The organism is Bacillus sp. JCM 19034 (genome assembly GCF_001310635.1).
Lineage (GTDB): Bacteria > Bacillota > Bacilli > Bacillales > Bacillaceae_D > Halalkalibacter.
The window spans coordinates 39,799-63,825 of record NZ_BAXR01000006.1; the positions used below are offsets into that span (position 1 = coordinate 39,799).

General features: G+C 37.3%; 22 protein-coding genes and 3 pseudogenes. 15 read left to right on the forward strand and 10 right to left on the reverse strand.

The window, feature by feature from the left end:
• Positions 1 to 6: 6 nt before the first annotated feature.
• From JCM19034_RS11140 to JCM19034_RS24945, 7 genes and pseudogenes are all read right to left on the reverse strand, one after another.
• Positions 7 to 2,433 (reverse strand): glycogen/starch/alpha-glucan phosphorylase, encoded by a 2,427-nt coding sequence (locus JCM19034_RS11140; RefSeq protein ID WP_062049779.1) that lies wholly within the window; start codon positions 2,431 to 2,433, stop codon positions 7 to 9.
• The gene (locus JCM19034_RS23205) at positions 2,430 to 3,110 is read right to left on the reverse strand and encodes a glycogen synthase (RefSeq protein ID WP_231686929.1); all 681 of its coding nucleotides are present in this window, start codon (positions 3,108 to 3,110) and stop codon (positions 2,430 to 2,432) included. Before JCM19034_RS23205 ends, JCM19034_RS11140 begins: the two co-directional genes overlap by 4 nt.
• Positions 3,107 to 3,864, reverse strand: a pseudogene (locus JCM19034_RS23210) (glycogen synthase). Before JCM19034_RS23210 ends, JCM19034_RS23205 begins: the two are co-directional and overlap by 4 nt.
• Positions 3,865 to 3,900: 36 nt before the next feature.
• Positions 3,901 to 5,007, reverse strand: a complete 1,107-nt coding sequence (glgD, locus tag JCM19034_RS11150) for a glucose-1-phosphate adenylyltransferase subunit GlgD (RefSeq protein WP_062049781.1) — start codon at positions 5,005 to 5,007, stop codon at positions 3,901 to 3,903.
• Positions 5,008 to 5,025: 18 nt separating this feature from the next.
• Positions 5,026 to 6,170 (reverse strand): annotated as a pseudogene (locus JCM19034_RS11155) (glucose-1-phosphate adenylyltransferase).
• Positions 6,167 to 7,648 carry a 1,4-alpha-glucan branching protein GlgB gene (gene glgB, locus JCM19034_RS11160; protein ID WP_370621923.1) on the reverse strand — a complete coding sequence of 494 codons (1,482 nt, stop codon included), beginning with the start codon at positions 7,646 to 7,648 and terminating at the stop codon, positions 6,167 to 6,169. Before glgB ends, JCM19034_RS11155 begins: the two are co-directional and overlap by 4 nt.
• A complete protein-coding gene (locus JCM19034_RS24945; protein WP_370621904.1) occupies positions 7,573 to 8,085 on the reverse strand; it encodes a hypothetical protein in 513 nt (170 codons plus the stop codon). The genes glgB and JCM19034_RS24945 overlap by 76 nt, the downstream gene beginning before the upstream one ends.
• Before the next feature lie 402 nt (positions 8,086 to 8,487).
• Between JCM19034_RS24945 and pulA the strand changes: the two genes are divergently transcribed.
• The 4 genes and pseudogenes from pulA to JCM19034_RS11180 all read left to right on the forward strand — a co-directional run bounded on the left by pulA (position 8,488) and on the right by JCM19034_RS11180 (position 14,469).
• Positions 8,488 to 10,395, forward strand: coding sequence for a type I pullulanase (gene pulA / locus JCM19034_RS11165; protein WP_062049782.1), 1,908 nt, complete (start codon positions 8,488 to 8,490; stop codon positions 10,393 to 10,395).
• A gap of 373 nt (positions 10,396 to 10,768) precedes the next feature.
• On the forward strand, positions 10,769 to 11,344 hold the full coding sequence (locus JCM19034_RS11170; RefSeq protein WP_062049784.1) for a histidine phosphatase family protein: 576 nt from the start codon (positions 10,769 to 10,771) through the stop codon (positions 11,342 to 11,344).
• Between the two features lie 242 nt (positions 11,345 to 11,586).
• Positions 11,587 to 13,919 (forward strand): annotated as a pseudogene (locus JCM19034_RS11175) (rhamnogalacturonan lyase).
• Between the two features lie 217 nt (positions 13,920 to 14,136).
• Positions 14,137 to 14,469, forward strand: a complete 333-nt coding sequence (locus JCM19034_RS11180; RefSeq protein ID WP_197276396.1) for a toprim domain-containing protein — start codon at positions 14,137 to 14,139, stop codon at positions 14,467 to 14,469.
• Positions 14,470 to 14,538: 69 nt separating this feature from the next.
• Here JCM19034_RS11180 and JCM19034_RS11185 read toward each other — a convergent pair whose 3' ends face one another.
• A complete protein-coding gene (locus JCM19034_RS11185; RefSeq protein ID WP_062049786.1) occupies positions 14,539 to 15,519 on the reverse strand; it encodes a glycoside hydrolase family 43 protein in 981 nt (326 codons plus the stop codon).
• 316 nt (positions 15,520 to 15,835) lie between these two features.
• On the opposite strand from JCM19034_RS11185, the gene JCM19034_RS11190 reads away from it, so the two are divergent.
• Both JCM19034_RS11190 and JCM19034_RS21790 read left to right on the forward strand, forming a co-directional pair.
• A complete protein-coding gene (locus JCM19034_RS11190; protein WP_062049788.1) occupies positions 15,836 to 16,099 on the forward strand; it encodes a hypothetical protein in 264 nt (87 codons plus the stop codon).
• Entirely contained in the window at positions 16,096 to 16,269 is a 174-nt protein-coding gene (locus JCM19034_RS21790; RefSeq protein ID WP_156323964.1) for a hypothetical protein, read from the forward strand. The genes JCM19034_RS11190 and JCM19034_RS21790 overlap by 4 nt, the downstream gene beginning before the upstream one ends.
• 59 nt (positions 16,270 to 16,328) lie before the next feature.
• On the opposite strand, the gene JCM19034_RS11195 is transcribed toward JCM19034_RS21790, so the two are convergent.
• Positions 16,329 to 16,640 (reverse strand): Dabb family protein, encoded by a 312-nt coding sequence (locus tag JCM19034_RS11195; RefSeq protein WP_062049790.1) that lies wholly within the window; start codon positions 16,638 to 16,640, stop codon positions 16,329 to 16,331.
• A gap of 240 nt (positions 16,641 to 16,880) precedes the next feature.
• On the opposite strand from JCM19034_RS11195, the gene JCM19034_RS11200 reads away from it, so the two are divergent.
• Positions 16,881 to 17,936, forward strand: coding sequence for an LLM class flavin-dependent oxidoreductase (locus JCM19034_RS11200; RefSeq protein WP_062049791.1), 1,056 nt, complete (start codon positions 16,881 to 16,883; stop codon positions 17,934 to 17,936).
• A 62-nt stretch (positions 17,937 to 17,998) separates the two neighbouring features.
• On the opposite strand, the gene JCM19034_RS11205 is transcribed toward JCM19034_RS11200, so the two are convergent.
• Positions 17,999 to 18,850, reverse strand: coding sequence for a pentapeptide repeat-containing protein (locus tag JCM19034_RS11205; protein ID WP_370621905.1), 852 nt, complete (start codon positions 18,848 to 18,850; stop codon positions 17,999 to 18,001).
• Positions 18,851 to 19,268: 418 nt separating this feature from the next.
• Here JCM19034_RS11205 and JCM19034_RS11210 point away from each other — a divergent pair, with 418 nt between their 5' ends.
• The 8 genes from JCM19034_RS11210 to wrbA all read left to right on the forward strand — a co-directional run bounded on the left by JCM19034_RS11210 (position 19,269) and on the right by wrbA (position 24,001).
• Entirely contained in the window at positions 19,269 to 19,751 is a 483-nt protein-coding gene (locus tag JCM19034_RS11210; protein WP_062049792.1) for a hypothetical protein, read from the forward strand.
• A gap of 119 nt (positions 19,752 to 19,870) precedes the next feature.
• Positions 19,871 to 20,329: a polysaccharide deacetylase family protein gene (locus JCM19034_RS24950; protein WP_370621906.1), complete on the forward strand. Its 459-nt coding sequence runs from the start codon at positions 19,871 to 19,873 to the stop codon at positions 20,327 to 20,329.
• Entirely contained in the window at positions 20,329 to 20,724 is a 396-nt protein-coding gene (locus JCM19034_RS24955) for a polysaccharide deacetylase family protein (RefSeq protein WP_370621907.1), read from the forward strand. The genes JCM19034_RS24950 and JCM19034_RS24955 overlap by 1 nt, the downstream gene beginning before the upstream one ends.
• A gap of 607 nt (positions 20,725 to 21,331) precedes the next feature.
• A complete protein-coding gene (locus tag JCM19034_RS11225) occupies positions 21,332 to 21,709 on the forward strand; it encodes a GntR family transcriptional regulator (protein WP_062049794.1) in 378 nt (125 codons plus the stop codon).
• Positions 21,702 to 22,217, forward strand: a complete 516-nt coding sequence (locus JCM19034_RS24960; protein ID WP_370621908.1) for an ATP-binding cassette domain-containing protein — start codon at positions 21,702 to 21,704, stop codon at positions 22,215 to 22,217. The genes JCM19034_RS11225 and JCM19034_RS24960 overlap by 8 nt, the downstream gene beginning before the upstream one ends.
• A complete protein-coding gene (locus JCM19034_RS24965) occupies positions 22,175 to 22,570 on the forward strand; it encodes a hypothetical protein (RefSeq protein WP_370621909.1) in 396 nt (131 codons plus the stop codon). Before JCM19034_RS24960 ends, JCM19034_RS24965 begins: the two co-directional genes overlap by 43 nt.
• A 2-nt stretch (positions 22,571 to 22,572) precedes the next feature.
• On the forward strand, positions 22,573 to 23,289 hold the full coding sequence (locus tag JCM19034_RS11235; RefSeq protein WP_062049795.1) for a hypothetical protein: 717 nt from the start codon (positions 22,573 to 22,575) through the stop codon (positions 23,287 to 23,289).
• A gap of 103 nt (positions 23,290 to 23,392) precedes the next feature.
• Positions 23,393 to 24,001 (forward strand): NAD(P)H:quinone oxidoreductase, encoded by a 609-nt coding sequence (gene wrbA, locus JCM19034_RS11240; RefSeq protein WP_062049796.1) that lies wholly within the window; start codon positions 23,393 to 23,395, stop codon positions 23,999 to 24,001.
• The last annotated feature ends 26 nt before the right edge of the window (positions 24,002 to 24,027 follow it).

Here is a 24,027-nt window from a genome sequence, read left to right on the forward strand (position 1 = left end):
AAAGTTTCAAGAGTTCTTTTTAATGTTCCAAATCTCATTAGCATATTCTTGAATTGTCCGATCGCTTGAGAATTTTCCAGAGTACGCTATATTCGTGACACTCATATTAAGCCATGTTGAGCGTTCACGATAAGCTTGCTCGATGAGTTCATGTGTTTCAATATAAGGATCAAAATCTTTTAAAACAAAATACGGGTCATTATGATAGAGAATATTATAATATAAATCTTTAAATTCCATATCTTGCGGGCCGAACCCACCGCTATTTAACTGATCTAAAATTCGGCTAATGCGATCATCTGTATTGTAAATGTCTCTGGCCGAGTATCCACCATGTTCATAATAATGGAGTACTTCATCGGAAGTTAGACCGAACATGAAAATGTGCTGATCCCCAACTAAATTGCGAATCTCAATATTAGCACCGTCCATTGTACCTACTGTTATGGCACCATTCATCATCATTTTCATATTTCCAGTTCCTGAAGCTTCCTTACTAGCAGTTGAGATTTGCTCGCTAATATCGGCTGCAGGTATGATTTTTTCAGCTAAACTGACATTATAATTTTCTAAAAAGATAACCTTCAGTTTATCTCGAATGTCAGGATCATGATTAACGAACGATGCCACTGTATGGATAAGTTTGATCACTTCTTTTGCAAGGTGGTAACTTGGTGCGGCTTTTGCCGCAAAAATAAAGGTACGAGGTGTAATGTCTAAATTCGGGTTATCTTTTAGTTCGTTATATAAATAAATAACGTGGAAAATATTTAAAAGCTGACGTTTATATTCGTGGAGTCGTTTTATTTGTACATCGAAAATCGAATGTTCATTAATCTTTATTCCCATTCGTCTATAAATATAGTCAGCCAGTGCCCGTTTATTTTCCAATTTGACCTGTTCCATTTTCTCAAGAAATGAGGGGTCCTTGGAATAGCGAAGTAAGCTAATTAACTGGGTTGGACGTTTAATCCAGGCAGGTCCAATGACATCTGTAATTAATGTCGATAAACGTGGATTTACTTGGAGAAGCCATCTTCTGTGAGTAATCCCGTTCGTTTTATTATTAAACCGTTCTGGAAAAAGGCTGTAAAAAAGCTTCATCTCTTTCTTTTTTAATATTTCTGTATGCAATCTTGCAACGCCATTAACACTAAAGCTTCCAACGATTGCTAAACGTGCCATATGAATTTGTTCATCAGCGATAATAGCTAACTCGGGGATTTGATGTCGCATGTCGGGATAGTCAAACCAAAGCCCTTGACAGAAACGTTCGTTTATCTCGTCAATGATCATATAAATTCTTGGCAAAAGTGTTTCGACCATCGTCTTAGGCCATTTTTCTAATGCCTCACTTAACGTCGTATGATTCGTATAAGCAATAGTCTTTTGCGTGATTTTCCAAGCTGCATCCCAGCCTAAGCCATACTCATCCATTAACAATCGCATTAATTCTGGAATTGCTAAGCTAGGGTGGGTATCATTAATTTGAATGACAATGTAATTTGGTAATTCTGATAATGAACGATTTTGTTCCTTTAAGTAATGACGTACAATATTTTGAATGCTTGCAGAAACAAGGAAGTATTGTTGCTTCAAGCGCAGCTCCTTACCTTCATAGCTTGAGTCATCGGGATATAAGAAACCAGATATTTGATCAATGGTGTGAGTGTGATCAAGTGTATGGTAGTACTCTTCTCCATGCGAAGTAGCCCCGTTTTTGTCAATACATTCTGCACTCCATAGGCGTAAGGTATTGACCGTTTGATTGTGGTAGCCACTAATAGGGATATCATAAGGAACGGCGATAATTTCATCAGTGTTCTCATAACGAAATTCTAATGAGCCATCACTACGACGGTTCATATGGACTTGACCGCCAAAATGGACATGAACACTTTCATTTGCTTGTCGAATTTCCCAGGGATATTCATCTTTTAGCCAATAATCAGGAAGTTCAATTTGGTTCCCATGGATGATACGTTGTTCAAAAAGGCCGTAACGATAACGAATGCCATAGCCATGACCAGGATACTGTAAGGAAGCTAAGGAATCGAGAAAGCAGGCTGCTAACCTCCCTAACCCTCCATTCCCCAGTCCAGCGTCATGCTCATGAGCATACACTGCTTCACAATCTATCCCTAATTTAGTTAGCGCTTGATTAGACATCTCCAGTAATCCGCAGTTAAGTAAGTTACTTTTAAGCAGACGACCAATTAAAAACTCCATTGATAAATAATAAACTTGTTTGATGTTATCACGTTTATAATGTTCGTTAGTATTTTCCCATTGTGGATGTATTTCATCGTTAACGAGTGCCGAAAGGGCATAATAAATCTCTTTTGAAGAAGAATCGTTTACCTCTTTGTTAAAAAGGACACGGAGCTTAGTAGTTAATTGGTTGATGAACTCATCCACGTGTTGATAAGTCAATTTTGGCTCACTCCTTGTTCAGGCGAAGTTGATAAGTACAAACGATTGTAATCGGCAGCAGAATGTTTCCAATCAACCTTACATTTGTTCACGTTTTTAATTAACTGTTTCCAATTTATTTCATCTTGATAAACTCGTAATGAATAGTGAAGAACAGTTAGAAGGTCATGAGCGTTGTAGTTAGTGAAACTAAAGCCATTTCCTTCTCCAGTCAACTCATTGTAAGGAAAAACCGTATCTTTTAGTCCTCCAGTTTTTCTAACAATCGGCACGGTTTTATATTGAAGTGCAATTAGTTGTGATAAGCCACACGGTTCGAATTGGGACGGCATAAGGAAAAAATCACCTGCAGCATAAAGCTTGCGAGAGAGAGCTTCATCGAAAGTGATCATCGCCGCTACCTTCGACTCGTATTTATTCGCTATAGAAGTAAAATAATTTTCAAATTCTGCATCACCTGTACCTAAAATAGCAAACTGAATATTCTCTTGTAAAAATTCCTCAAGTATATGTTGAATTAAATGTAATCCTTTTTGCTCAACTAATCTTGTCACCATGATATATAATGGTGTATCTTCGCTTACTAGCAGGCCTAATTCATTTTGAAGGGCAAGTTTATTTAACTTTTTCTTCGCTCTTGAATAACTATACGGCACTTCAATATATGGATCTTTCATGGATTATATTCTTCAGAATCAATCCCATTTAAAATACCAGTAAAATCAGCTTCACGTTCTTGTAAAAGCGGATGTAACCCGTCACCGAAATATGGATTTTTTAATTCTTCTGCATAAGTAGGGCTAACGGTCGTAATCTTATCAGCGTGAAAAATTCCAGCCTTTAAACAGTTCAGCATCCCATTCCATTCCAAGCCACCAATATGCTCACGAGGTAAGCAGAAAAAATCATCGTACATTTCAACAGGTATTAGGCCTTGATATTTCATATTATGAATGGTGAAGACAGTTTTCAAATTTTCAATTGGTTGATAGATTTTAGCAAATGCTACAGTCATTCCGGCTTGCCAATCATGGGCGTGGAGAATATCTGGGACAAAGTCGAGATAATGAAGTGAGGAGATAACAGCTTTACTGAAAAATAAAAACCGCTCACCATCATCAAAATAACCATATATACCTTTTCTCGTGTAATAAAACGTATTCGCAAGGAAATAATAGTGAACACCTTCATAGTAAAGGGAATATAGCTCGGCTGTTTGATTTCTCCATCCAAGCTCAACCGGATTATCGCTTTAAAGACCATCTGATCTTTCCATTCCTGAGCAATTTCATCGTATAATGGCAAAATGACTGAAACATGCATATTTTCATAGGTTTGTAATGCTTGTGGAAGAGATCCAGTGACATCAGCTAATCCTCCGGTTTTAATAAATGGGCTACATTCAGAAGCGACAAATAGTATATGTTTCATCCGATCTCTTCTCCTTTCAATTTGGTTTAGTAAGAATCACATAACTTTTCTTTTAGGAACAACGTAAGGTTGCTCAGCACATCCGACCAAAGCCTTTCTTTCTGAAATGTGTACATCCTTATCAAGTATGACATGTTCTAAATATGCGTCTGCTTCAATAGTGCAGCTTTGCATAATAATAGAATTCTTAATAACAGCCCCTTTTTGGACTTTAACGCCTCGAAACAATATGCTATTTTCAATAATTCCTTGGATATCACAGCCATTGGCAAGTATAGAAGATTTGACTACCGCTTCTTTGCGATATTTCGTTGGAGGTTCATTGCTAATTTTCGTTAAAATAAAAGGATCTTGATAAAAGAGATTTTTGTAAAGATCAGCCGATAATAGATCCATATTGTGGCGGTAGTAGCTTTCAATTGATTGGATAATGGCATTGTAGCCTTGATGTTCATAAGTTTGCACGTTTAAAGTATTTAAGTTGTCAATAATACCATTCACAAAAAATTGGTCTTTATGATAAGCGATGCATTTGTCAATAAGCTCCATAAGCTTGGTTTTCGTGATAATGTATACACCTGTGAAAAGAAGAGGATTGTTTGCATCGTTGGTGATATTTTTAACTAAGTGGTTTTCATTTAGTTCAACTCGCTTATACGAATGATGTTCAGGATATTTGTCTTTTATTAATGTTGTAATGAGAGTGACATCAGCGTTTGTTTTTAGATGATGCAAAAAGGCCTCTTTATAGTCACATGTAGAAATAAATTGGCTCCCACTTATTAAAATGTAATCAGAGTTACTGCGTTCAAAAAAATCGCGATTGTTATGAAAATGTCGAAGGTCTCCTTTGGAAATATCAGTCGGATCATTCCAATCTGGAGGAAGAATAAAAAGTCCACCATACCTTCTATCAAGGTTCCAGTCAGCTCCTGTACCAAGATGATCCATAAGAGAACGGTATTTTGTCCTAGTGAAGATGGCAACCTCAGTAATGCCGGACTTGACCATGTTAGATAGAGTAAAATCAATCAGGCGATAACGCCCTGCAAATGGTACAGCGGCCCCGCAACGGAAGTAGGTTAGTTCGTTTAAATAATCGAGCTCATTTTCTAAGTTAATGACACCCATCATAGTCTGCATGTTGATTAGCCTCCTCTTCTACAAATTTGATAACATTAAATTGACGTGAGCTTGATCAATGACTAGCGGTTCATTATGTGAAGCAGAAAAGAGGTGTAATCCTGCTGGAATGTCGGTATTCTCCATTACGATCACTCGTTCAAGTGATGCATTTTTTTGCACTGTTACATTAGGGTGTAAGATAGAGTCTTCACAATGCTCCCAGCATCAACGGAAACATTTTTCGATAGAATAGAATGTTCAACGGTTCCGCAAATCCAGCAACCTGAATTAACGAAAGAGTGCTGTACCGTTGCATTTTCACTTAAAAATTGAGGAGGAAAGTTGTAGTCTTGCGTATATGTTTGCCAGTTTTTGTGATGTAACGAGAAAGCCAAATCTTCATCTAAAAGATCCATATTCGCTTCCCAATAGCTTTGTATCGTTCCGACATCTTTCCAATAGCCTTTAAATGGAAAAGCATAAAGCGATTGCCCATTATGAAGCATGGCAGGAATGACATCTTTACCGAAATCATGAGAGGAATGAGGTGATAACTGATCGTCTAATAAGTATTCTTTTAATATTTTCCAATTAAATATGTAAATACCCATTGATGCTAGATTGTTTTTCGGAGAGGTGGGCTTTTCTTCAAACTCATAAATTTGTAAATTATCAAAAGTATTTAAGATACCAAATCTCGGTGCTTCCTCCCAAGCAACTTCCATTACAGAAATCGTTGCATCAGCACCTGTTTCTTTATGCTGCATAAGCATCTCTTGATAATTCATTTGATAAATTTGGTCACCTGATATGACAAGTACGTAATCTGGGTCGTATTGTTCAATATAATGAATGTTCTTGTAAATGGCATCTGCTGTACCAGAATACCAACTTCCACCCCCTTTGGCTGTGTAGGGTGAAAGGATCGAAACACCATCATGTTGCCGATCTAAGTCCCATGGTTTCCCAACCCCGATATGCTTGTTTAATTCTAATGGAGAATATTGGGTTAAGACACCTACCGTATAAATACCTGAATTGGCACAATTGCTTAAAGTGAAGTCGATAATTCGGTATTTCCCTCCAAAGTGAACAGCTGGTTTTGCAACGTCTTTCGTCAATAGTCCTAATCGTTTTCCTTCTCCCCCCGCAAGCAGCATTCCAATACATTCTTTCCTCATCCATTATCCTCCTCAAGTAATGACTTCCTTAGTTGGTGTTGAAAAATAGAAATAGCCAATGGTGGGATTTTCACTTTAATATGCTGGTTATATCCATGCCATCGTGCCGGAAAACTGAAGGATTTCCCATCATTTAATTGATTAGATCCTCCAAATTTTGTCGCATCTGAATTGAAAACCTCTTGATATGTCCCCGGGTGGGGCACGCCTACTTTATAATCGTAATAAACATTCGGAGTGAAGTTGCAAATAATAATTAATTCTTGATTTTTAATTTTTCCCCGCCTCAAAAATACTATGATACTTTGATCGATATTATGAGGATCAATCCATTCAAAGCCTTTTGGCTCATGATCACATTCATAAAGTGCGGGCTGTTGCTTATAGAAATGGTTTACTTCTTTCACATAGTCGTACATCGCTTTATGTAGTGGATAATCAAGTAAGTGCCAATCAAGCTGTTCTTGATCCTTCCATTCTGAATATAGAGCAAGCTCTCCCCCCATAAATAATAGCTTTTTACCTGGATGTGTCATCATATAACCGTACAATAAGCGGAGGTTGGCAAATTTCTGCCATTGGTCACCAGGCATTTTATCTAACAGTGACTTTTTTCCGTGTACGACTTCATCGTGTGATAGAGGGAGTAGGAAATTTTCAGTATAAGTATACATAATTGGAAAAGTTAAGCTTTGATGGTGCCATTTTCGATAAATAGGGTCACGTTCCATATAGTCAAGTGTGTCATTCATCCAGCCCATATTCCATTTGAAATTAAAGCCGAGACCTCCCATATAGGTAGGGCTTGTTATGAGTGGGATATCAGTACTATCCTCAGCCATCATTAATGTGTTCGGGTAATAATGGAATACAGCTTCGTTTAGCTTTTTTAAAAACGCGATTGCCTCTAAATTTTCTTCGCCACCATACCCGTTATAAAGCTTTTCTTGATCATTTCGATCAAAATTTAAATAAAGCATACTAGCGACTGCATCTACGCGAAGTCCGTCGATATGGAATTCTTTAAGCCAGTAAAGAGCATTTGAGATGAGAAAGCTTTGAACCTCAGGGCGGCCAAAATCGAAGGTGAGCGTTCCCCAGTTTTGTTTCTCTGCTTTTTTCGGATCAGAATACTCAAAGATCGGGGTTCCATCAAATTGGCGTAACCCATGATCGTCTTTACAAAAATGGCCGGGAACCCAATCTAATATGACGCCAATCTCCTCAACGTGACATTGATTAATAAAATACTTAAAATCATCTGGGCTTCCGTAACGAGATGTGGCAGAAAAATACCCAGTTTGCTGGTAACCCCATGATAAATCAAATGGATGTTCACCTAATGGAAGCAGTTCGATGTGGGTAAACCCTAATGATTTTACATACGGTATTAATTCATCAGCTAATTCGACATAGCTATAGAGAGTTCCATCGTCATGAGTTTTCCAAGAGCCTGCATGAACTTCATAAATGTTAATTGGTTGATTGAAAACGGGTTTTTTGCTCGCTCATTTAGCCATTGCTCATCTTCCCATTCAAATGCCGATGAACCGACAGTAATGGATGCAGTTGCAGGTCTTAGCTCAGAGTAAAAAGCATAAGGGTCAGCTTTTAAGAACGTGTGTCCAGCTGATGAGTGAATTAGATACTTGTATGAAGCACCAGAAGGAATAGAAGGGAAAAATTTGTGCCAAAGACCCTGTTCTGATATTCTCTCAAGCTTGTAGTTTGACCCATTCCAATCGTTAAAGTCACCAACAACGCTAACTTCTTTTGCATTAGGTGCCCAAACGGTAAAAGCAAATCCTTCATTTAAGCCTATTATTTGCGGGTGGGCCCCGAGAAATTGATAGCTAAAAAAATGTGTACCTTGGTGGAATAAATAAATGTCGTTTTCTGAGACCATCTCAGGCATATAGTTAAAATCTCCTTTCAAAGATTAGCATTTTCCAAATGATGTTATATTAGAACGGTTAGCATTGAAAGAAATTATGAGATAGCTGTTTTATGTAGGTTAAAATAAAATAGGATAGGGGTGAGTGTGAGTAACGTGACATTAATGATTTGTACAAATATAATTATAATGAAATATAGAGTAATTGTAAGAAAAAACGTTAGACAATTTCACATATGAATTTAGTAGGTTGTGTCAAATTATGACGAACACATTATTTAGGAATAACATTAATTGGAAAATTAGAAATGGAGGGTACGATCAAATTACATTAAATATTAGATATAAGAGAATGTATAACATTCGTAATGATAGGTGAATAACGTAATATAAGATAAACATTGTAGAAATGAGGAGTGTCCAGTGTCTTCAACAATTGCTTGGTTAGACGATGTTCACGAATTAACGGTAACGTCAGATTGTTTGCATGAGTTATCAATGAATGAATCCCTTGTTGTAACGGGATCAAGGAAGGATTACTCAGTTCATTTTGAGCGTTTTGAAGGGGAACATATAGCGAAGTTTTTTGTGGAAGAACCACTCCCTTTAGGGGAAGAGCTATTTTTGATTGTCAATAATAAACGATTTTCAGTCTATCCGGGAGCGATTGTTAGAACAGATTGGTTTGAAGAGAACTATACAAATGAGACGGAAGTTTTAGGAGCTATTTGTACAAGAAATGAAACGACGTTTACGTTATGGGCACCCACAGCGACTTTCGTTACGTTATATTTGAAAAATAAAAAATTGTCATTAAATAAATGTGAAAAAGGGATATGGAAACGAGTTGTTCCAGGAGATTGGCACGGCGAAACGTATGAATATGAGCTTGTTGTTAATGGGGAAGCGGTCCGTGCAATTGACCCGTATGTTAAGGCGTTACAAGCAAATAGTAAAACAGGCGTGGTAGTTGACTTGCAACGAATTGAATTGGAAACTCTAGATCAGGAACGTTCGTTACCATCAATACATGACGCAATAATTTATGAAATTCATGTTAGAGATGCGACGATTTGTGAATGGAGCGGTGTGAAAAAGAAAGGGGCATTTTCTGGGTTAACGGAAACGAACACGACGACTCCTTCAGGTTTTTCAACCGGGATTTCTTATATAAAAAGCTTGGGTGTCACACATGTTCAACTACTACCAATTAATGATTTTGCACGTGTCGATGAATGTAACCCCCACTCCTCTTATAATTGGGGTTATGACCCACTATTTTTTCAAGTACCCGAGGGTAGTTACGCATCTAATGTTACAGATCCACTTGTACGTATTCAAGAGTGCAAAGAAATGATATTAGCATTTCATAAAGAAAATCTTGGCGTAATTGTAGACGTTGTCTATAATCATGTCTATATTATGGAAGAATCTCCATTTGAAAAGATCGTACCAGGTTATTATTTCCGTTATGATCAACATCAAAATATTAGTAATGGTACTGGTGTAGGGAATGATTTTGCGAGTGAGCGAACCATGGCTCAAAAATTTATACTTGATACGGTCGATTATTGGCTAACAGAGTTTCAAGTAGATGGATTTCGCTTTGATTTAATGGGTTCAATTGATCTAAATACAATGAAGAAAATAGAACAACGATGTGTAAAAGAAGGAAGGCCGATTGTATTACTTGGTGAAGGATGGGATTTGCCAACAGCACTACCGTACTCAATGAAAACTACTGCGGATAAAGCTGAGGATATTCCGAATATTTCCTTTTTCAATGATTTTTTTCGCGACTCGCTTAAAGGCGAATTATTCAACGAAGGTGCTCAAGGATATGTAAATGGTGGCGGGAAGTATATAGAACGTCTTCCTTTCCTTATAACGGGCTCTGTATTAGAGGAATACGGTACTCCGTTTGTTTCGCTGCCTTCACAGTCGATTAATTATGTAGAGTGTCATGATAATCATACACTTTGGGATCGATTGTTAAAAACGAATCCGTCTCAATCAGAAGAAACCCGAAAAAAAATCCATCAATTGGCGACAGGCTTAACTATATTAAGTCAAGGAGTGCCTTTTATACACGCCGGTCAGGAATGGTTTCGCACGAAAAAAGGAGATGGGAATAGCTATATTTCTGGAGATGAAGTGAATCAATTAAGCTGGAAGAGCAGAGAGCTTGAAGATCGGAATATAAATTTTATTCGTACACTTATTGAGGTTCGAAAAAAGTATCCAGTTTTTCGATTGCATTCTAAAGAGCAGATTAGAAATCATATTCACATACTTAAAAGTGCTGCCCAATTTTTAGTTTTACCCTTTTAGATAGCACGACCGATTTAGCTGTTTATATAAATCCAGGTGAGAAGCAGTACCGAATACATTTGCCGTCATCTGGAACGTGGGAAATCATTGCATCAAATCAACAGCAAGGAACAATAAAAGGAGAGCATGGAACGATTCAACCGTACGAGTTGCTCGTTTTTAAAAAAACACGTTTATAATAGACATAGACAAAAAATTAATAAGGAAATGTAGCAACTCGTCAATAAGTACCGTGCAAACTTTTAATTATAAAGTTGCACGCTTTTTCTTTACCTAAGTTTGATTAAGTTTCACTTCCTATTGCTAACATATACCGTATACATTTTATGTTAAAATTTGTGTACAATGTTGTCAAAAGGTACTGGAGGCTAATATGAAGATTTCATTAGTGAGACATGGAAAGTCATTACATGCTGTGAACGATAAAATGAATAGTGTTCAATTTGCAAAATGGGTAGATGATTACAATAAAAAGAGTGTAAAAGAAGAAAAATCATATCCTCACAACACGGTATATGAAATGAGCAGGGCTCATTTTGTTGTCACAAGTGATTTGATCCGTTCGATAGAATCTGCTAATCTGTTACAAAGTGGAAAAAAAGTATATACCTCTTTATTGTATCGTGAGGTTGAAATGCCGTTATTTCCGTGGAAATTAAAAGGATTTAAATTAAAGCCAACTACTTGGTCAGTACTGCTCCGTATTAGTTGGTTGCTAGGATATTCACGAGAATGTGAATCATATAAACAAGCACGTAAACGGGCTGTGCAAGCTGTTGATGAATTAGAGAGATTTGCAAATAAATATGAAAGCGTTATATTCATAGGTCATGGCTTCTTTAATCGTTTTATTGCAAAAGAGCTACAAAAAAGAGGTTGGACGGGTTCTAAAAGTCCGAGTCGTGTGCATTGGGGCTGTAGTACATATTTGAAAGATCATAGTCATTAATAACTTTACTAGTTTAATAGAAGGAGGAGAAGCAAATGAACAGGTACAGATATGATTCATGTGATTCAGATTTTGGACTAGGAGGACAGAGCACGTCATTTATTAAAAAGTCAGTAAATGAATTAAAAATTGTAAATGTAACAGATAGTTCTGTCACGTTAAGCTGGGTAGCTTATGAAGGGGCAGATGAATATGCTGTTTACTGGGCGAATAAAAATACGGATCAAATGCAGTACATACAAATAGGCAAAACTTCAAATACGACGTTCACTTTTGAACGGTCGACACATGTGCCACATTTCTTTAAAGTGTCAGCGGTTGTCGCTGGAGATGAAGTAGCTAGCTCGGATATCGTACGCTCTCATAAAAAAAAGAAATTCAATGTACAATTGGAAGAGTTAGACCGTGGGTTAGTAGCTGCATTAACGTCAGAAGGTATATTTTTAAGCTGGCGCTTGTTGGCAAATGAAGTGACAGGCTATTCGAGCATTGGATTAAGAGGAACGAGTTTTAATGTGTATCGCGATGGTAAAAAATTGCCACTGTTAAAACAAGTACGAATTATCTCGATCATGAAGGGGATCGATCTTCTCGTTATTTTGTAAGCGCTGTAATAGGTGGAGAAGAAATCGGTGATATTAGCAAAACAGTTACACCATGGGAAAATCCTTATTACGATATTCCACTACAGAAGCCTGCAGATGGCATTACACCAGCGGGGGAAGTCTATACGTATTCCGCTAATGATATGAGTGTTGGAGATGTAAATGGTGATGGGCAATACGAGTTTATTGTAAAATGGGACCCATCAAATTCAAAGGACGTTTCGCACGTTGGGTATACGGGTAATACATATATTGATACGTATACATTGGAAGGGATGCTTTTATATCGAATTGATTTAGGGGTTAATATTCGTTCAGGTGCACATTATACTCAGTTTTTAGTATATGACTTTGATGGGGATGGAAAAGCTGAATTGATGTTTAAGACCGCACCTGGTACGAAGGTTATTCACTATGATCATAACGGTAATATAAAGTCTGAACAATATATTACATTACCGCAGAAAGATATTGAAGCAGGGTATAGCCATAAAGATGACTACCGTTACAGTGCTAACGATTATTATGAACATATTGTTAATACGTTCTTACACTGGCATGAGCATGAAGAAGTTGTCGCAGGAAATTGGCCAGCAACGCTAGAAGAATGTTTTAGTATGGATGTCCAATTTAATTATCCGTTATCACGTGCGGATGCAGAAACATTAACTGATTATTTTATGGATATTTACGCTCCAAGTCGAAGCGAACGGAATAATTTACGCCATTTTGAGGGGTTTGTATTATCAGGTCCAGAATATTTAACTGTTTTTAATGGTGAGACAGGTGAAGAGTTAGAAACGATTCATTATGAACCTGGGCGCGGTGATGATGGGTTACTATGGGGAGATTATGCTTATCCCCGAATTGAACCAGGAAACCGTGTTGATCGTTTCAATGCTGCGGTTGCATATTTAGATGGGGAACGGCCTTCAGCGATTTTTAACCGCGGATATTATTCAAGAGCGGCACTTGCAGCATATAATTGGAATGGTGAGAACTTAGAATTAGTGTGGCTTGCTGATAGTGGTCATGTTGGAATGAACAATCCATTTAAAAGTAATCCGCATGGTGCACCTGGGAAAAACAAAGCGTTAGCACAATTAGCCGGACAAGGAAACCATTCCATTAGTGTTGCCGATGTAGATGGAGATGGAAAGCATGAAATTATCCATGGGGGAGCAACGTTAGATCATGATGGAACGTTATTATATAGCTCAATGGATTATTTGCCAAAAGAGAGTGATTATCCTGGTGAGTACGTGATTTTAGGTCATGGGGATGCACTTCATGTTGCAGACATCAATCCAGATCGACCAGGACTAGAAATTTATTCGGTATTTGAGGATGAACGAGCACCGTATGGTTACGCTCTAAGGAAAGCTGAAGATGGTAAGGTCATTTATGGAGAATATGCGGGTATTGATTTAGGTCGAGCAATGATTGGTGATGTTGTACGAGGAGAAAGAGGTCTTCAAACATGGACAACTGAACTTCGTAGTGCTGACGGACGCGTTCTAGGGAAACGCTGCCCCGGTACAAATATGAATATTAAGTGGGCTGGTGATATGTCAACGCAAATTATCAATGGTTCTGGTAATCTTCCACCAACAATTGATGATTGGGAACGCGGTTGTATGTTGACGGCTGAAGGAACCTTAACAAACAATGGGACGAAAGGCAATCCCTCACTAGTTGCGGATATTTTCGGCGATTGGCGTGAGGAATTGCTCGTTCGATTAACTGATAGTTCGGCAATCCGAATATATATGAATACAGAAGTGACCGATCGAAAGCTTTTTACACTCATGCATGACATTCAATATCGTACAGGCATTGCTTGGCAAAATTCTAGCTATAACCAACCTGCCTATCCAAGCTTTTATTTTGCATCAGATATCGATTGGGAATATGTCCCGGTCCCTAATTGTGACGATGATTTAGAGTATTTTGAAGAAGAAGATGAATAATTAGTGAGATGGCAAACAATGCGCTAAAAAGGATTTTAATAGCTAGAGTTCATTTCAAACGAGAGGAACTAGTATTTTACGTAGAGTGTGGCAAACAGATGAATTTGTTCAGTAGTGGGTAAATTAGCGTCCAATTTAAAGTCATAGTTTAATAATTAAGACTAAAGGTTTATACTAGTGATGAGGCAGTTACTATTGACATAGGGAATGAAGTCGTATGATTGAGAAGGTCTTAATAGTGGAAGGGTCAAATGATCGTAAACGAGTGAAAAAAGTATTAGACGAAACAGTCACGATTGTTTGTACTCATGGTACATTAAGTAGTGAGAAGCTTGAGGAGTTCATTTTACCAATTGAAAATGAAGATGTGTATATTTTAGTTGATGCAGATGCGTCAGGGGAAAAGATACGTAAACAATTAAAGCACGAACTACCAAATGCTATTCACCTTTATACGATGCGAGAATACGGTCAAGTTGAATCAACACCTCTTTCTTATTTAGCTCAAGTGTTAAGAGCCTATTTTCAAGTGAAGGAACCAATAAAATAAAAAGGTTATTACTAACTCGTTACTTTGGTTGAAAGTGTCATTTTTTCAACCAAAGTAACGTTTTTATTTTTACTTATAGGGGTCGATTGTTTGTATTGTGCCATCTTCGTTATAATGGAGCTCAGTGAACTTAACGGAACGTTTATGGTTGACTCCATTTGATAATGAACAATCATGGTAGAATAAATACCACTTATCTTTAAATTGAACGATAGAATGATGAGTCGTCCAACCGATGACCGGTTTTAAGATGGTTCCTTTGAAGACAAAAGGCCCTAGTGGATTTTTACTGATCGCATATACAATTTTATGAGTAGTCCCAGTTGAGTAGGATAAATAATAGTAATCAAGATATTTATGAACCCAAGGGCCTTCAAAATAACGACGGTCTTCATCACCTGTCAAAATAGGGTTCCCTTCGTCATCAATTATGGAAATTTCTTTAGGTTCTTCTTTAAATGAGAGCATATCATCACTCAATTCGGCTACACGTGGTCCAAGAGCGGGTGCATCAAGAGCTGGCCCTTCTGCATCAGGAAGATATGTCCCTGTTTGCCATTTTTCAAGCTGGCCTCCCCATAAACCACCAAAATAGCAGTATGCCCTTTCATCTCCATCAACAAATACAGCAGGATCTATGCTGAAGCTTCCTGCAATATATTGATCCTCTGGTTTAAAAGGACCTGCTGGTGATTTGCTCGTTGCAACACCAATACGAAAGATTCCATCATGGTCCCTTGCAGGAAAGAAGAAGTAATACGTCCCATTTTTATAGGCAGCATCAGGTGCCCACATTTGCTGAGAAGCCCAAGGTACGTCCCGAACATGCAGCACTTTTCCATGGTCTACGACAGGACCTTCAATACTGTCCATTGAAAATACATGATAGTCCTCCATTTGATATTGATCACCATTGTCATTATCAGGACCATCGTGTTCAAGGTCATGAGACGGATAAATATACAATGTACCATCGAATACGTGGGCGGAAGGATCTGCAGTGTATAAATGCGTTACAATTGGTTCGTTTTGCTTCACTTTTTTTGTCATTGAACGTCTCTCCTATCGTTTAAGAAATCTATACAGTGCCTAAATTATAGGGAGAGGATAACTTTATGTAAACGGTTAAACTAAAGAATTTATCTAAAAAAGAATAGATTCTCTTCACATTAAGCTTAGTCGAGTAACGGATAAGAACACCCATTTCTTAATCTAGTCAAGAAGGAATTAGGGAGTTATACCATGTTATCCTCATCGTGAACACAGATTACTAGAATGTCCATTTGTTATTTATGACTAACCATTGAATGTTAGAATAAAAAAGGGAGCTGCGAATGTACAAACTACAGAAGGGTTGCTGATACCTTTGAATAAAGCACTAAAGGGAATGTTTCTATTATTAATTACAAGTTTGCTAATTAATATTTACACAATAATAAATACGAGCGATATAAAAAATGAAATAGAGCTCTTAAGAGAGCGACTTTCTAATTATGAACAAATGATAGATAATCGTTTTTTTTCTATTGAACGTGAATTGCTTGAATTACATGAGCAAAATCAATGGGTTACAAATATGACGTTTCATCCAAATGTAGCAGAATCTAAACCAGAAGAGCATCTACTATGACTTCATCCTCTTCTATGTACGTTGATACAGAGATGGGTGATGGTAACATTGAAGTAATGAATAATTGGTATATACAATTGACAGAAGTAGGTCTCGTTTCGGTAGACATTGAGGTGACCTACGCTGATGGCTTTACGTATGTTGAAACAGAGGTTCCGGTTACGTATTAAAAAATGAAAAAAGGCGATTATCCGTCTAGGGTAACTGCCTTTTTCAATGAAAATACTTATTATTTTGATAATACAATATAGTCAACTTCCTGAAAACGATCCACTTCCACTTTCCATCTTTCCTCGACAAACGCTACATGGCTTGGATGTCTATTGTACGTATCGTAATCTTCTTGTGAGAAAAATTCCATAGAAAATCCAAAATCATAGTTCATTTTTGGACTCGTTTGTTTTAATACTTCAAAATTTTGAACAACTGGGATTGCACTAAGAATATCCTTTCCTTCTTTTAAAAAGGTTTCAGTTGCCTCGTCATTGATATGGTGCTTAAGGGTAAAAAAAGCAATATGTTTAATGGTTCCTTGTTCCATTATTTCTCCTCCTTCCTTTTTTACTATTATGTCATAAATTTGAAGGGGACGTTAGGGAATGTTAGAAATAATTGTGGCCTTGATTTTCAAACGTTTTGAAGGTGCTCAAAATTGTGGGAACTTGTAAGTCCATTTAGTTGATAAATTATTTGTTTTAGTCGAAAATAAGGTAGGAACAATATTGAGCGTTTTTGGTTAAATATTAAAAGGTTAACTATCAAAGCAATAGGAGGGGCATGAATGGAGATAGGAATTAGCACATTTGTTGAGACAACACCGACATTAGAAAATGGGAAGGCACCAACACATGCAAAAAGAATTCGTGAAGTTGTTGAAGAGATTGTTTTAGCTGATCAAGTTGGATTAGATGTATTCGGAGTAGGGGAGCATCATCGACAAGATTTTGCTGCGTCATCCCCAGCCGTTGTATTAGCAGCTGCAGCAGCACAGACGAAAAATATTCGTTTGACGAGTGCGGTAACAGTACTTTCTTCTGCAGATCCTGTTCGTGTTTTTCAAGATTTCGCAACAGTAGATGCTATTTCGAATGGTCGTGCTGAAATTATGGCAGGAAGGGGTTCATTTATTGAGTCGTTTCCGCTGTTTGGATATGATTTAAATGATTACAATGAACTGTTTGAAGAAAAGCTAGAGCTTTTGTTAAAAATTCGTGAATCGGAAAAAGTGACGTGGAGCGGCAAGCATAGGCCAGCTATTAATGATTTAGGAGTTTATCCACGTCCTGTGCAAGAACCCCTTCCAGTTTGGATTGGTAGTGGTGGGAATTCTGAATCAGTTGTACGAGCAGGTCTACTAGGGTTGCCACTTGTTTTAGCAATTATTGGTGGAAGTCCCCTACAATTTGAACCACTTGTTCGTTTATATAAACGAGCAGCTGAACATGCAGGTCATGATGTGACGAAGCTTCCTGTCGCTTCACATTCACACGGTTTTGTTGCAAAGACTACAGAAGCCGCAGCAGATGCTTTTTATCCATCGACTAAGTACGTCATGAGTCAGTTAGGACGCGAACGTGGCTGGCCACCTTATACACGTGATTCCTTTGATGCTGCACGAAGCTTTGAAGGTGCACTATATGTTGGTGATGTCCAAACGGTTGCGGATAAGATTATCCATTTACGAAAAGAAGTCGGCATTACACGCTTTATGCTACACGTTCCTGTTGGTTCAATGCAGCATGAACTAGTAATGAGTGCGATCGAGCTATTAGGTAAGGAGGTAGCACCGATCGTCAGAGAAGAAATTAGCAAATGGGAAGAGAATGAAACTAAATGAAGCGTTACATCATTTTAATAGGCAGCACGAAAGACGTTAAATCTTTCGTGCTGCCTAAACATTTACTTATGCGAGGATGATGCTTGTTTCCAATGCTCAGGCATCCTCAACCTATGAGGTAACTTAGTATGACTATCACCATTTGCGGACTGAACCTGTGCTTGAGTTAGGAAAAGGCAATCTGACATATTTGCACCTCTTAGATTTGCGTCCCTTAAGTCGGCTCCGATCATATCAGACATTCGTAGGTCGGCATCACGTAGGTCAGCGGCAATCAATAACGCCCCTCTGAAATTAGCGCCCCGTAAGTTGGCCTTTCGCAAGTTGGCTCCAATAAAATCATTTCCCTTATTTCTAGAATGACGTGTCCTGCTTTTTTCTCTGGCACGAATCCTTTTACTAGCTTCTAATAGAAGCACATTTACTTGTGCTCTATGGCTTGGTATGTCTAGTATCAGGATGTCCTTTGGAGAAAGGTTCGTTAATTGTTCTGTTTCATCAATTGTTTGCCTTATCTCGCTATGTAACGGTTTGATGCACTCATAGTTCAATAACTCATGTAAATAAAGCAGCATTTCATGTAACTGTTGTAGTCTTGGAAAGACTTGAAACATTTCATTAGCTTTGTCTGGATGGTTACGCCAGTCTTTCCCTTCGTATGTATACTGGGATACTTTTTGACCGGCACCAAAACATTCGTACACAGAACAGCCACGAAATCCTTTTTCTCGTAAATGATTATGAATTGCACAGCTATAATTAGCACGTAGATGACGGCAAGGACTACCGCCGTCTTTATGATAAGGAAAATCGGCTGATTTTGCATAAGGTAAAGCAACGCAGCATAAGCCAAAACAATTTGTACAGTTAGAGCGTAAATGGTTTGGAATAGAATAATTTGTGGCAGGATTCAATATATACACTCCTTAGTTATCCTAGATAATATAGCAGTTCATCATTACCGATTTTTTGAGCAGGATAGCCCGATTAACTCTCAAATACAGTGTAACATATGAGCTGTAAACGATGAATGAAAGATTAAACTGCACATAAATAGGGTCTCACATTCAAAGACCAATTTTGCCTTTATTTAATGGACTGCGATTGATCTAGCTCTTTTTCTGCACCAGCTAGCAAAAACAAGTTTTTTCTCAAGATGTTCTAAAATTCTCCATTCATTTATTCCGGTTGCAAATTAAATGAATGAAGTCCTACGCCATTACAGCTAGACGTATCTGGTAGAAGGAAACTAGATGTGAAAGGTTACATAATTAATAAATAATGGGAAATTATAAAATAAATGAAATAAATAAGGTAGGTGGTGGTTAATAGATGGCGAATGTCTTTAGAATAGTTAACGCAATTATTTTGTGGCTAACGGTCATTATTTTTTTACCTAGAGAATCATTTAAGAAGTATTTGGCAGTAACACTATTTTGCTCGAACCTTTTGTTAATACAAGTGCTGTTAAATTTTCTTTTCAAATGGTGGACGGTTAAAGGAGGGCCGAAATTCGTAGTCTTTGATTCTTTAGCCTTTATCTTTGGTCCGTTCATGACTATTAATTTATGGGTATTTCATTTTACTTATAAAAAATTTTGGTTATATGCACTCGCAAATTTAGTCATGGATCTCATTTTTGCTTACCCTTTAAATGCTCTTTTCCAACGAATCGGTCATTATAAATTAAATAAGTTTACCTCATTAACCATTTTTCTAATCTTCTATTCATTAGCAATGGTAAATTACGGATTTCAGAAAATTATTGACAAATTACGTACGCAAGAGGTATCGAATACGACATTCAATACGTAAATGTATATGAGGCAAATAGCTAAAACAAATAAACGTAACATGAATTTGGTAATTCAACCACTTATGAATAAATAAACCAATTATATTTCAAACTATTGGTAATGATAGGAGGTGAAAGAATGAAAAAGGACCGTATGGTTCTCATTTTAGCAGTGATGTTTTTATTTAGTTTCCATTTATCTACTGTTGTGTTAGCAAATGTCGATGATAGTGACGTCGACCAGCAGTTTTGGTGGAAGAAGGATCGTGAAAAAGAAGATTTTCCAGAGTTACGAGGCGGGCCCGAAAAACAAGAACGAAAGCGACAAATGCCAGTTGATATGAACTTATTACAACAGCAATATCCAGAGACGTTTATTTTGCAAGGTCCCACAGATCAAACTCGAGTAGCACTAACTTTTGATGATGGACCTGATCCACGTTACACTGAAGATGTATTAAATGTATTAAGTGAGTATAATGTACCAGCGACATTTTTTGTATTAGGTTCACGTGCTGCTGCATATCCTGAATTAGTTGTGCGAATGATTAATGAAGCCATATCGTTGCCAATCATACATATTTCCATCCGAATCTAGTGGAGGAAGGGGATATTCCGACGTTAGAGCGAGAAGTGAATAGAACAGAAGATGTTATAAATGACATTCTTGGCTACCGACCAAGCTTATTCCGTCCTCCGTATGGATTTTTGTATGAAGAATTAGTAGAAAAGCTAGCGGATTTACAGTATCAAGTGATAGGCTGGTCTGTAGATTCACTCGATTGGCAAGAGGATCCTCCTGAGGTTATTGCTGAAAATGTTCTGAGTAATGTTCAACCAGGGGCGATTATTTTACTGCATGATGGGGCAGATTGGGATGGAGATCGAACGAATACGATTGCTGCTCTAAAGCAAATTATACCAGCATTGCAGGAGCAAGGATACGAATTTGTAACTGTACCTGATTTGGTGAATATTCCTTTTTCAAAATAAGTATATATGATAGCTTAGAGGGGACTCTAGGCTTTTTTGATATATAAAAGACGCACAGGTTAATGAAACTATTAAATCCTTTCATTTTTACCAAAAAGATGTTAATATGGAATTGAATTAACATGAAATGAGGGGTTGTTATGAATCCGGTTGTCGTGATTTTTACAATTCTAGTAACTTTGTTTTTATACTGGATAGTTCATAAATTCATTCTGGATAATAAGTATTTGAAATATGGAGCACTATTATTTGTGTCAAGTCCGATGATAGCGATTTTGTTTCTTTTTGCAGGAATAGAAATAGGGTATATGTTTTTGGTATTGCTTAGTTTTTTAATCCCAATAGTGGCTGCCCTTACTTCTATAGCATTAATGTTAGTTGGATATTATAAGACAGTTACACATAGATAGAAATTGATAAATGCAATAAACGACGTATTAACGAAAATAACTGCTCATTTAGGAGCGTTGTTTTCGTTTTTTTTTTCTTTATGTAGAATGTACAAAAATAGATTACTTCTAAATAATGGTTGATCGGTGTTGACAATAAATCAAATTATCGCATATACTTATATACATAACTATATAACCATAAAGGTGGTGGCAAATTGAGTCAATTCCATGATAATAAGCCGATCTTTATACAAATTAAAGAAAAAATTGAAGACCAAATTTTTAAAGGACAATTAAAGGAGCACGAACAAATTCCGTCAACGAATCAAATGGTGCAATTTTATAAAGTCAATCACATTACGGTGTCCAAAGGGATTAATCTTCTCGTGGAGGAAGGAATTATTTATAAGAAAAGAGGTGTTGGAATGTTTGTTGCTGAAGGAGCTAAAGAGCAGCTTATTCAAAAGCGTAAAGGGGAGTTTGCTAGTAACTATGTTCTACCAATGCTTCAAGAAGCAGAAAAATTAGGTTTAACAGAAGGAGAAGTCAATCAGATTATAAGTAAACTAAAGGGGCGTGATTTCGATGTTTAATATAAAAATGGGCGATGTAACAGTAAAATATAAAGAGTTTGAAGCGTTAAAAAACATCTCCTGCACACTAGAACAGGGAAAAGTATACGGTTTAATTGGGCGAAATGGAGCAGGAAAAACAACTTTGCTTTCAGTTTTATCTGGATTTATGGAGCCAACTACTGGGTCAGTTGAAATAAAAGGAAAGAGCCTTTTTGAAAATCGTGAACTCATGCCGCAAATTAGCTTTGTTTATGAAACGGATTATAGTGAGGAATATGAACCAACCCTTCGCTATTTTGAATTTGCAAAGCGATATCGTCCAAAATTTAATCTTGAATATGCTAAAGAATTAGCAGCACGTTTTAAATTGCCTTTAGATAAACCAATCAAGGAGCTATCGAGCGGAATGCAATCTGCTTTTAATGTGACGCTCGGATTAGCTAGCCGTTCAAACGTAACCATTTTGATGAAGCGTATCGCGGTATGGATGCTCCAACAAGAGAATTGTTTTACAAAGAAGTATTAGAGGAACAAGAAAGGCACCCTAGAGTGATGATATTATCAACACATTTAGTATCTGAAATGGATTATTTGTTTGATCATGTTCTTATCTTGCATCGTGGCAACATGTTAGTGAATAAACGATATGACGAGATTATTAGTCAAGGTGCTGCGATTACGGGGGATGTAAATGAAGTTGACCTATTTGTAAAAGGAAAAAAACAATTAAGTACGCAGCAGCTCGGAAAGACAAAGTCGGTAATGGTTTATGGAGAATTAAGTAGTAGTGAACAGCGTATAGCAGAGGAGCGTGGCCTGGAGATAGGTCCTGTTTCTCTACAAGATTTATTTATACATTTAACAGAGGGGGGAGAATGACTATGGAAATAAACAGAAACTCTATACGATCAAAAGTAACAATGGATTTACTTTCCATTCAATTTAAATGGTCATGCTGGTTTATTCCGATTGTCTTTTTGATCTATCTATGCTCAGTATGGTTTGTCCCTGAAGTTAGAGAACGAGATATTAGCTTTATCGCATTTTCTTATGAAGCATCAAAAATCTATATGCTTGTTATAGGGATTATGGTGTTTTTGGCGATGTTTAGTCATTTTATGAAGTTTGGTGTGACACGTAAAGATTATTTTGTTGGTTCGGCACTTGCAGCGGTTGCTTTAAGTCTTTTCCATATAATTACATCAGCTATTATCACAACTGTTGTTGGCTTATCTGAAGCGTTTTCAAAAGATTATCATCTATCATTCATTGAACCGAATACACATTTGGTTGTGCTCATTGTTACATTGAGCTTGACCTTAATAAGCTACTATGTTGCAGGGTGGATTATTGCAATTGGGTTTTATCGATACGGAGGTTTGGGAGGTTTGGGATTTATTGTGATTGCCTTGGTCTATATCGCTCTAATTGATATATTCTGGGGAAGAGAATTACTGGATACTCTTTCGACCAATTTACCTATTACGATTTCGCAAATGCCGATCTATGTTTCCCTCTTTAGCACAGTCATTTTAACCGGAGTTGGATTACTACTCATTCGTAATGTAACGAAGCGAGTTAGGATAAAATTAGAATAGTACTGATAAGATTTTTTAAGGAAAATTTAAAAATATTCATAATTTACAGCAGAATTGGGAAAATGAGTATGTAAGTCAAGAAACTTAGAAGGAGACAAGGATAATGACAGACATTAAATTAGCTGTAATTTATTATAGCTCAACTGGTACTAATTATCAGCTAGCCAAATGGGCTGAAGAAGGCGGTAAAGAAGCTGGTGCAGAGGTAAAAGTACGAAAGGTTCCTGAGCTTGCCCCACAGGAAGCCATTAATTCAAATGAGGCTTGGAAAGCTCACTATGAGCAAACGAAGGATGTACCTGAAGTCACATTAGATGATTTAGAATGGGCAGATGCACTTATTTTTAGCGTACCGACGCGCTTTGGTAACGTTCCAGCACAAATGAAGCAATTTCTTGACACAACAGGAGGCCTTTGGGCAAACGGAAAATTAGTAAATAAGGTTGTCAGTGCGATGGCTTCTGCTTCAAATCCACATGGTGGTCACGAGGCAACAATATTATCGTTATATACGACGATGTACCATTGGGGAGCAATTATTGCATCACCTGGTTATACTGATCCTATTCAGTTTACATCAGGTGGTAATCCTTACGGTGTAAGTGTAACGGTAACACAGGACGGTAAAATGGTTGAAGATGTAGAAGCTGCTGTGAAGCATCAAGCAAAGCGTACCGTTACAGTTGCCGGTTGGGTGAAACAAGGAAAATAAGAGTAGGTCGTTAGAAAAGAAGCGTG

What these genes read in the sequence shown, in the direction of transcription:
- JCM19034_RS23205 (WP_231686929.1), bottom strand. Translation starts at nt 3,110, where the DNA reads ATGAAAGATCCATATATTGAAGTGCCGTATAGTTATTCAAGAGCGAAG.
- glgD (WP_062049781.1), bottom strand. Translation starts at nt 5,007, where the DNA reads ATGCAGACTATGATGGGTGTCATTAACTTAGAAAATGAGCTCGATTAT.
- JCM19034_RS24945 (WP_370621904.1), bottom strand. Translation starts at nt 8,085, where the DNA reads ATGCCTGAGATGGTCTCAGAAAACGACATTTATTTATTCCACCAAGGT.
- JCM19034_RS11170 (WP_062049784.1), top strand. Translation starts at nt 10,769, where the DNA reads ATGAAGATTTCATTAGTGAGACATGGAAAGTCATTACATGCTGTGAAC.
- JCM19034_RS11180 (WP_197276396.1), top strand. Translation starts at nt 14,137, where the DNA reads ATGATTGAGAAGGTCTTAATAGTGGAAGGGTCAAATGATCGTAAACGA.
- JCM19034_RS11185 (WP_062049786.1), bottom strand. Translation starts at nt 15,519, where the DNA reads ATGACAAAAAAAGTGAAGCAAAACGAACCAATTGTAACGCATTTATAC.
- JCM19034_RS21790 (WP_156323964.1), top strand. Translation starts at nt 16,096, where the DNA reads ATGACTTCATCCTCTTCTATGTACGTTGATACAGAGATGGGTGATGGT.
- JCM19034_RS11195 (WP_062049790.1), bottom strand. Translation starts at nt 16,640, where the DNA reads ATGGAACAAGGAACCATTAAACATATTGCTTTTTTTACCCTTAAGCAC.
- JCM19034_RS11200 (WP_062049791.1), top strand. Translation starts at nt 16,881, where the DNA reads ATGGAGATAGGAATTAGCACATTTGTTGAGACAACACCGACATTAGAA.
- JCM19034_RS11210 (WP_062049792.1), top strand. Translation starts at nt 19,269, where the DNA reads ATGGCGAATGTCTTTAGAATAGTTAACGCAATTATTTTGTGGCTAACG.
- JCM19034_RS24950 (WP_370621906.1), top strand. Translation starts at nt 19,871, where the DNA reads ATGAAAAAGGACCGTATGGTTCTCATTTTAGCAGTGATGTTTTTATTT.
- JCM19034_RS24960 (WP_370621908.1), top strand. Translation starts at nt 21,702, where the DNA reads ATGTTTAATATAAAAATGGGCGATGTAACAGTAAAATATAAAGAGTTT.
- JCM19034_RS24965 (WP_370621909.1), top strand. Translation starts at nt 22,175, where the DNA reads ATGGATGCTCCAACAAGAGAATTGTTTTACAAAGAAGTATTAGAGGAA.
- JCM19034_RS11235 (WP_062049795.1), top strand. Translation starts at nt 22,573, where the DNA reads ATGGAAATAAACAGAAACTCTATACGATCAAAAGTAACAATGGATTTA.
- wrbA (WP_062049796.1), top strand. Translation starts at nt 23,393, where the DNA reads ATGACAGACATTAAATTAGCTGTAATTTATTATAGCTCAACTGGTACT.